Annotated in this window: 4 protein-coding genes; all 4 read left to right on the forward strand. The window is 76.6% G+C overall.

Annotated features, from left to right (window positions below; all coding sequences use genetic code 11):
• Positions 1–140: 140 nt before the first annotated feature.
• Positions 141–2,951 carry an AAA family ATPase gene (locus LCD31_RS18225; protein WP_224959709.1) on the forward strand — a complete coding sequence of 937 codons (2,811 nt, stop codon included), beginning with the start codon at positions 141–143 and terminating at the stop codon, positions 2,949–2,951.
• A 202-nt stretch (positions 2,952–3,153) separates the two neighbouring features.
• Entirely contained in the window at positions 3,154–3,366 is a 213-nt protein-coding gene (locus LCD31_RS18230) for a hypothetical protein (protein WP_224959710.1), read from the forward strand.
• The gene (locus tag LCD31_RS18235) at positions 3,366–5,939 is read left to right on the forward strand and encodes an AAA family ATPase (RefSeq protein WP_224959713.1); all 2,574 of its coding nucleotides are present in this window, start codon (positions 3,366–3,368) and stop codon (positions 5,937–5,939) included. The genes LCD31_RS18230 and LCD31_RS18235 overlap by 1 nt, the downstream gene beginning before the upstream one ends.
• A 10-nt stretch (positions 5,940–5,949) precedes the next feature.
• Positions 5,950–8,704 (forward strand): AAA family ATPase (locus LCD31_RS18240; protein WP_224959711.1); only part of this gene is annotated, 2,755 nt, incomplete at its 3' end.

Consider the following 8,704-nt stretch of genomic DNA (forward strand, 5'->3'; position numbering starts at 1 on the left):
CCCCCCCCCCCCCCCCCGCCCCGGGGGCGGCGGAGCGCCGGCGGGCGGGGCCGCGCGGCGCGGCGGCCCCCCCCCCCGCCGCGCCCCCCCGCAGCATTCGGCATTCCGTACGCCGGGGGGCGGACCGGGAGGAACCCCGCATGGTGGCTGACCAAGGCGTGCAGAGCGGCCCGCCGGGGCGGCTGGTCGGACGTGAGCCCGAGCTCGCGCGGATCGCCGACGCTGCCCGGGCCGCGCGGGGCGGTTCGGGCCGGGCCGTCCTGCTGCGCGGGCCGGCGGGCATCGGCAAGACCGAGGTGCTGTGCAGCGCCCTGGCCGAACTCGACGGCCGCGCCACCCGCACCCTGTTCGCGCACTGCCCGGAGACCGGCACCGGTGCCTACGCGGCCGTGCGCGCGCTGCTGGCGCCGGTGCACGACCCGGAGCCGACCGGCAGCGCCCGCCTCGCACTGCCCGCCCTCTCCCCGGAGCGCACCGGGGACGGCGCCGCGACCGGCACCTACGCCGTGCTGCACGGGCTGCACTGGCTGGTCGCGGACCTCACCGGCGACGGGCCGCTGGTGCTGGCCGTCGACGACGTGCAGTGGTGCGACGAGAACTCCCTGCGGTTCCTGGCCTTCCTGCTGCGCCGCGCCGAGGAACTGCCGCTGCTGGTGCTGCTGGCCCAGCGCACCGGGGGGACCGCGCCGGGCGAGGCGCTGGGGGAGATCGCGGCGATGCCGTGGTGCGACACCGTGGACCTGCCCGCGCTGGGCGAGGGGTCGGTAGCCGAACTCCTCGACGCCGAGCTGCCCGCGCCGCCCGGCCCGGAGTTGGCCGCTCGTTGCGCCCAGGTCACCGGCGGCAACCCGTTCCTGCTCGGCAGGGTGCTGCGCCGGTTGCGGGAGGCGCCCGCGGAGGACGCCGCGGAACGGCTGGACGAGCTGCACCGCACCGTCGTGCTGCGCTCGCTGCTGGACCGGTTGTCGGAGTGCGGCGTGGCGGTGGCCCGCGCGGTCGCGACCCTGCCCGGCGAGCGGCTGGAGCTGATCGCGGCGCTGGCCGGGATCCACCAGCGGATGGCCGTCGTCGCGTTGCGCGAACTGCGGGATCGGGACCTGGTGGGGACCGGCGGCGGCATCGGGTTCGTGCACGACTTCGTCCGGCAGGCGGTGCTGGACCGCACCCCGCCCGCCGAGCTGGAACGGCTCCGGGAACGGGCCGCGATGCTGCTCAACGACGCGGGCCGGCCGGCGGAGGAGGTCGCGGTGCTGCTGCTGCAGCTGCCGGGCGCGCCGCAGCCCTGGATGGCGGGGGTGCTGCGCGACGCGGCCACCCGGGCCGAGCAGCGCGGCGCGCCCGGCACGGCGGCCCGCTGCCTGGAACGGGTGCTGGTGGTGCAGGGCACCGACGTGGCGGTGCTGGCGCAGGCCGCGCGGGTGGCGGACCCGGTGACGGGGTTGCGCTACCTGGAGCGGGCGCTGGAGCTCGTCGACGATCCGCGGGCGCGGCTCCCGATCGCGGTGCAGTACGCGGTGGCGTCGCTGTCGGCGCAGAACTCGACGCGCGCCTTCGAGGTGGTCTCGGCCGCGCTGGACGAGCTGGACGCCGCGCTGGGGCCGGACCTCGGGGACGCGGACCGGACGTTGCGCACGCTGGCCGAATCGGTGCTGCTGGCCTCCGGCATGGACGAGAAGTCGACGCTGCCGCGGGTGGGGGCCCGGTTCCGCGACGTGGTGCCGCCCGCGGGCGACACCGCGGAGGAGCGCCAGCTGCTGGGGATGCTGGCTTCGCTGGGCGCGCTGCTGAACCGGCCCGCCGCGGAGGTCGCCGCGCAGGCCCGGTCGGTGCTGCGGATCAACGACGTGGAGGGCGACGGCTTCGCGCTGCTGGGGGCGTCGCTGCCGCTGTACCTGGCCGACGACAACGAGTCGGCGCTGGCGGCGCTGGACCTGCTGGTCGGGCACGCCCAGCGCTCCGGGCAGGCGTGGACGTACTGCCTGGCCACCAGCACCCGCGCGCTGGTGCACCACTGGACGGGCGACCTGGTGGAGGCGCTGGCGGACGCGCAGAGCTGCTACGACGTGCTGGAGCAGGAGTCCTGGAACGGCTCGATGACGATGCCGCAGATCGCGCTGGCGACCTCGCTGACCAGCCAGGGCGAGCCGGAGCGGGCGACGGCGGTGCTGGCGGAGATCTCCCGCGCCCGCTTCGAGGACTTCGCCTTGGAGTACCACCAGTTCCTGATGGCCCGGGCCCGCGCGCTGGAGGCCGCGGGAGATCCGGACGGCGCGCTGGAGCAGCTGTTCCGCTGCGCGCAGAGCCTGCGGGAGGCGGGCATCGACAACCCGGTGTTCGCGCCGTGGTGGTTCGACGCGGCCTGCCTGCTCGGCGACCTGGGCCGGGCGGAGGAGGGGGCGCGCGCCGCCGAGCACGGCGCGGTGCTGGCGCGGAAGTGGGGAACGCGGCGGGCGCGGGGCATGGCGCTGGCGGCGCGCGGCGCGGCGGCGGCGCGCCGCGCGGCGGTGCCGGTGCTGTCGGAGGCGGTGCGGGTGCTGTCGGCTTCGCCGGCGAAGCGGGAGCAGGCGAAGGCGGAGCACCTGCTGGGGCGGGCCCTGCTGCGCGCGGGCGAGCCGGAGGGCGCGCGCGAGCACCTGCGGTCGGCGCTGGACCTGTCGGTGCTGCACCGCGATCACCGGCAGGTGTCGGCGTCCTCGGCGGCACTGCTGGAGGCGGGCGGCCGGTTGCGGCACGGGACGGACTCGCCAGTGCACACCTTGAGCGGCAGCGAGCGGCGGGTGGCGGTCCGGGCGGCGGCGGGGGCGACGAACCGGGAGATCGCGGAGTCGTTGTTCCTCACGGTCCGGACGGTGGAGCTGCACCTGACCAGCGCCTACCGGAAGCTCGGCGTGCGGGGGCGCGCGGAGCTCCCGGCGGCGCTGGCGGTGGATCCGGAAGCCCCGGTTCCGTGAGTTCCCGTCCCGCTCCGCGGGGGGCGCGGGCAGGGCTCTTTCCCTGAATCGATCGTTCCCGACACGATCGGCCCGATCATGTCGTCTCGTGTGGAATTGTTTTGCTTTGTTTGCGAGAGAATGAGGTTGCTCACACCTTTGGGTGATACGCTCAGTGTCGTTCCGGCCCTAGCTTCATCTTTTCGAGTTAAGGGAGGTTGGTATGAGCGATCTCCTTCCTGTTGCGGTGAACGCGGCACTGCGCCGCAGACCTGCGCGGATTCGGAAAGGGGCTTCGACGCTAGTGATGATGACGGTGCGTGATGGCGAACGGGTCGACCGGCACCTGCGCTTTGGTCCGAATACTTTTCATGTTCGCCGGATTCCCATCCCGGACCCGGTGAACGGTGCGCTCGCACCATTCGGAGCGTGCTGATGGTCGCGGTCCACGACGCCCCCGGCCGAAGTTCCGCGGCGCCGCGACAGCACGAGCTGGTCGGGCGCGACGACGAGTTGCGGGTGGTCGGCGGACTCGTCGCCGACCTCGCCCGCGGTCGCTCCGGTCTGCTCACCATCAACGGCGCCCCCGGTTCCGGCCGCAGCGCCCTGCTGGAAGCGATGCTCGCCGACGCGCGCGCCGCCGGGCTCAACACGGCCGCCGCGCAGAGCTCACCGCTGGAGACCGACGTCCCCTACAGCACCGCCGCCCAGCAGATCGCCCTGCTCTGCCCGCCCGAGCAGCTCACCCGGATCAGCTCCGCGTGGGCCGAGGGCGCCGCCACCAACGCACCGATCCCGTTCCTGCGCAAGCAGATCCTGGACGTGGCGGCGCGGCGGCCGCTGCTGCTCGCCGTGGACGACCACCAGTGGATCGACCCCTGGTCGCTGGCCTGGTGCCACGCCATGCTGCGGCACCTGGACCGGGCGCCGGTCCTCATGGTGCGGACGGTGCGCGACACCGCCCCCGAGACCGACGGCGGCGCCCGCTGGGACGAGACGGTGCCGGTGCCGCCGCGACGAGTCCGGCTCGGCCCGCTCACCGTCCCGGACGTCGCCGAACTGCTGTCCCGGTACGGCCCCGCCGACCGGGACTTCGCCGCCGCCACCACGACCGAGACCGAGGGCAACCCGGCGGTGCTGCGGCTCGTGCTGGAGGAGTTCCACCGCGCGGGACTCGGCTTCGAATCCCGCCACGTCCCCCGGCTGCGGGTGCACGCCGCCGAAGCCGTCGCGCACCTGGTGGGCCGCACGCTGCGCGGACTGCCCGCCGACCACGTGGAGCTGCTGCGCGCGATCACCTTCTGCGGTGGGGAGTTCGACTTCGAGCTGGCCTGCGCGCTCGCCGGCCTGCACGGCCACGCCGCGGCCCGGGCCCGCACCTCGCTGCGGCACCTCGGGCTCATCTGCGAGTCCACCGAGGACGGCGTGCCGCGCGCGTCCAGCCCCGCCGTGGCGACCGGTGTGCTGGCCGAGATGGAACCGGCCGAGCGGGAGGAGCTGCACGGCCGCGCCGCCGAGATCGGCCACCGCGCCGCCGTCGAACCCTGCGCGCTGGCCGACATGCTGCTCAACGCACCGCAGATGCGCCGCCGCTGGGCGGTGGAGACGCTCGTCGAAGCCGCCGAGCGGCACCGCCAGGAGGGCAGGCACGAGCGCGCCACCGAACTGCTGCGCCGCGCCCTGCGCGAACCCGTGCCCGGCGACTGCAGGCAGCGGCTGCTGACCCGGCTCGCCGCGATCGAAGTGGCGCACGCCCCCGCCGCCAGCGACGGGCGGTTGCGCCAGGTGCTCACCGACGCGGTCGGCGCCGGCGACACGGCGCTGCTCGTCCAGGCCGCGGACCTGCTCGTCGCCCGCGGGGACTCGGAGACCGCGCGCCGCGAGCTCGCGACCGTCTGCGCCCGGGTGCGCAGTCCCGCGCTGGACGCGCTCGGCCTGCTGGCCGACGAACTGTGCGCGCCCGCCCCGGAACCGCTCGCCGTCCGGCTGCCGCCGGTGCCGGAGGAAGCCGCCGACCCGGCGCAGGCGGGTCTGCTGGCGTGGCGCTGCGCCCGGCTCGGCCGCCGCCCCGACCTGGTGCGCACCCTCGCGCGGGAGGCGCTCGCCGACCGCGGCCCCGAACTGCCGCTGGCCACCCGGATCGCGGCCTGCCACGCGCTGGCCTGCCGGGACGACGCGGCCGAGGCCGCGGCCGGGCTCACCGCTGTGATCTTCGACGCGTGCCGCCGCGGGGCGCGTGCCGCCGCCGCGTACGCGCTGGTGCAGCGGGCCGTGCTCGCCGCCAAGGACGACCGCTGCCCGGCGGCGGGCGCCGACCTGGCCGCGGCCGTGCGGCAGCTGCCGTTGCACTGCTGGCACCCGGCGCTGCTGCCGCACTACCTGGCCGCGCGGATCGGTGCGCTGCTGCGGCTGGAGGACGTAGCCGGCGCCGAGCGGGTGGCCGCCGCGGAGCTGCCGCTGGGTGCGGAGCGCGGCATGGGCTTCGCCTACCTGCTGCACGCCCGCGGCGAATTGCGCCTCGCGACGGGAGATCCGGCGACCGCGCTCGGCTACTTCCAGGAGTGCGGCCGGATGCTGCGCGCCAAGGAGTGGCTGAACCCGGCGGTGCTGTCCTGGCGGATGCCCGCCGCGATCGCGCAGGGCCGCCTCGGCGCGGCCCGCGCGGCGACCCGGCTCATCGGGGAGGAACTGGAGCTGGCCGAGCGCTGGGGCATGCCGGGGCTGCTGGAACCGGTGCACCGCAAGGCGTTGTCCGCCCTGGCGCTGGCCGGTTCGGGCCCGGCCGGCCCGGGAACCGCGGGTATCCCGCGGATGGGGGCGGCGCTGCGCGCCGCGCTGTCGGTGCCCGAGCGCCGGGCCGCGAGCCTCGCCGCGCGGGGTCTGTCCAACAAGGACATCGCGCAGGAACTGGGCGTGACGGTGCGGACCGTCGAGCTCCGGCTGACCAAGTCCTACCGCAAGCTCGGCATCGAAGGCCGCGCGCAGCTCCCCCCAGACCTGGCCGAGTGAGGCACGCCGGATGCTGGTCGAACGCGAGTGGGAGCTCGCCGTGCTGGAGTCCGCCGTCCGCCAGGTGGGCCGCGGGACCGGTTCGCTCGTGCTCATCAGCGGGATGCCCGGCAGCGGCCGCAGCGCGCTGCTGAGCAGGTTGCGCGAGCTCGCCACCGCGAGCGGGGCCCGGGTGCTCGGCGCGGGCGGCGCGGCCAGCGAGCGCTCGTTCCGGTTCGGGCTCGTGCGGCGGCTGCTGCACGACGTCACCGCCCCGGCCCAGGGACGGTCGCTCGCCGAGGCGCTGCCACCCGCCGACGAGGCGCGCGTCGAGGACCCGGGCGCGGTTCCGGTCGGCGTGCTGCACGCGCTGCACGCCCTGCTGGTCGGGGCGAGCGCGCGGTGCCCGCTGGTGCTGGCCGTGGACGACCTCCGGTGGGCCGACGAGGCCTCGTTGCGCTGCCTGGCCTACCTCGTCGGCCGGTTGCGGGGGATGCGGGTGCTGGTCGCGGTGGTGCTGGACCCGGATTCGGGCCGGGATCGGGGCGCGCTGGTCCGCGAGATCACCGCAGCCGCCGCGCACCGGGTGCGGCCCGGCCGGTTGTCGGTGGCCGCGACCGCGGAACTCGTCCGCGACCGGTTGTGCGCCGAGCCGGGCCCGGACGCCGACCCGGACGGGTTCGCCGCGGTGTGCCACGAGCTGACCGGCGGGCACCCGGGCGACCTGGTGAGCCTGCTGGACCAGGCCGCCGAGCAGGGGCTGCGCCCGGTGCCCGCGTCGCTGCCGATGCTGCGCGCGCTCGCCGAGGGTGATCGCAGGCGGCGGCTGGTGCGGGCCCTGTCCGGCGAGGAGTTCGCCGCCGACGTCGCCCGCGCCGTCGTCGTCCTCGGCGAGCACGCGGACCCCACGCTGGTGCAGCGGCTGTCCGGGCTGACGCCGAGCCGCTACGAGCGGGCGCTGCGGTCGCTGGAACCGTGGTTCCGGGTCCACCCGGGCCGGATCGAGGTGGCGGTGCCCGGTCAACGCGGCGAGCTGGCCGTGGAGCTGCTGGTGGACGACGTGATCGCCGCGGTCGAGGAATCCACCGCCGAGCACGACAGCACCCGGCTGCACCTGCGGGCGGCGGCCCTGCTGCACGGCCACGGCTATCCCCCGGAACCGGTGGGCGACCAGTTGCTGCTGGTGAACTCGACGCTGTCCAGCTGGGGCGTGCAGCGGTTGCGGGAAGCGGCCCACGCCGTGCTGCCGCGGTCCCCGGAGCTCGCGGCCCGCTACCTGCGGCGCGCCCTGCTGGACCTGGAATCCGGCGGGATGGGCCGGGTGCGGTTGCTCGCCGAGCTCGGCTCGGTGGAGCTGGCGTTCGACCTGCCCGCCGCGGTGCGCCACATCGGCCAGTCGGTGCCGCAGCTGCGCGAGGCGCGCGACCGCGCCCGCGTGCTGGGGCGGTTGCCGCTGACCGTGACCGGCGCGGACCCGCGGGTGGCCGAGCTGATCCGCGAGGTGGCGGCCGAGCACGGTCCCGCCGACCAGCTGGAGGGCACGGACCGGGAGCTGGCGCTGCGGCTGGAGGCGCGGACCCGCTACCTGGCGCTGGAGGACCCGGCGGCGCACGCGGCGGTCCCGGGGCGGATGGCCGAGCTCGACGCCCGCCAGTGCGCGCCCGGCCCCGCCGAGCGGGAACTGCGCGTGGTGCTGCTGGCCTCGATGGCGCTGACCGGCACGCCGCGGGCGGCGGAGGTCGCGTCGATGGCGCGGGAGCTGCTGGCCCAGGAACCGGCGAACGTCACCTCGGAGACGCACTCGGTGCTGCGCTACCTGCCGCCGATCCTGCTGGCGGCCGGCGCCCCGGAAGGCCTGGACTCGTGGCTGGCGCTGGCGGCCGACCACGCGCGCAGGCAGGGCGCCACCGCGGCGGAGGCGCTGGTCGCCGCGCAGCACAGCCTCGTGCACCTGGACTCCGGTCAGCTCGTGCAGGCCCGGCGCAGCGCGACGGCCGCCCTGGACCTGGTCGAGCCGGACACGCCGGAGTCGATGGCCGCGCCGGTGTTCGCGATGGGTGCGGTGGCCCGCAGGCTGCGGGACCGGGAACTGGCCGAGCGGGTGCTGCTGCTGCCGCATTCGCCGGACGACCTGCAGGTGGTGGCGCTGCGGCGGTTGGTGCAGAGCAACCTCGCGATGCAGGACGGCGATCCGGTGACGGCGCTGACGCACCTGCTGGACTGCGGCAGGCGCCTGGAGCAGGCCGGCTGGTTCGGCCCGGCGGCCTGCTCGTGGCGGCCCACCGCGGCGCTGCTGCGGCATCGGCTCGGCGACGTCCGGGCGGCGGTGGAGCTCGCGGAGGAGGAGTACCAGCGCGCCCGCGACTGGGGCGCCCCGACGCCGCTGGGCCGGGCGCTGCGGGTGCGCGCGGTGGTCACCGGGGGCGGTCGCCGGGTGGAGCTGCTGCGGGAAGCGGTGCAGGTGCTGCGGCCCGCGGCGGACCGGCTGGAGCTGGCGGGCGCGCTGGCCGCGCTCGGCGAGGCGCTGCGGGACCGGGCTCCGGCGGAGGCCGAGCTGGTGCTGGCCGAGAGCGCCCAGGTCGCGGCCCGCAGCGGCGCACCGCCGCACGCGACCGGCGCCCCGGGGCCCGGAGGCGGGCGCGGGAACGGCCCGTCGGAACCGGCCGCGGTGTTGACCCGGGCGGAAGAAGCGGTCGCGGAATCGGCGGCGCTGGGCCGCACCAACCAGGAGATCGCCGACGAGCTCCGGGTGAGCAGGCGAGCGGTCGAGAAGCACCTCACCGCGG

The sequence above is a fragment of the Saccharopolyspora sp. 6M genome (assembly GCF_020176775.1).
Lineage (GTDB): Bacteria > Actinomycetota > Actinomycetes > Mycobacteriales > Pseudonocardiaceae > Saccharopolyspora_C > Saccharopolyspora_C gregorii.